This window comes from Vibrio sp. 1288, from assembly GCF_033344475.1.
In genome coordinates this window covers 1-556 of sequence record NZ_JAWPOX010000961.1, presented here as the reverse complement: position 1 = coordinate 556, position 556 = coordinate 1, and the positions used below count along the sequence as shown (strand labels likewise).

1 protein-coding gene is annotated in these 556 nt (G+C 45.9%); it reads left to right on the top strand.

All coding sequences use genetic code 11. The features are described from left to right. Window positions 1–223: 223 nt before the first annotated feature. On the top strand, window positions 224–556 hold a 333-nt coding region (locus R8O11_RS30340; RefSeq protein WP_318195278.1), incomplete at its 3' end, for a TonB-dependent receptor plug domain-containing protein.

Genomic DNA, 556 nt, shown 5'->3' with positions numbered 1-556 from the left:
CTCCTTACTGCGTTATGTACGGATTCCATATATGGGAAGAACCGTTCCATAACTCTCACTATGCATCTCATTCTATTTATGAATAATCCCACTTCGAAAATAATAATCATTATCAATTATGGAGATGTAGATGTCCACTCTTAGACTGCCAGTGCTAACTGCAACTGGTGTTTTAGCCTTCGTCAGTGTCCCTCATGTATTTGCTAACGACTCAGTTTCTAAAATGGAAACCGTCGTGGTGACAGCGTCAAGTTATGAGCAATCCCAAGCGGATGCGCCTGCAAGTATTAGTGTTATCTCGCGAGAAGAATTGGACTCGCGCTACTACCGCGACGTGACTGATGCACTGAAAAGTGTGCCGGGTGTTGTTGTGACTGGTGGTGGTGATACAACCGATATCAGCATTCGTGGTATGGGCTCTAAGTACACGTTAATTCTTGTGGATGGTAAGCGCCAAAGTACTCGCGAAACTCGCCCAAATAGCGATGGCCCTGGTATTGAACAAGGTTGGTTGCCACCACTTCAAGCCATTGAGCGAATCGAAGTGATCCGTGGC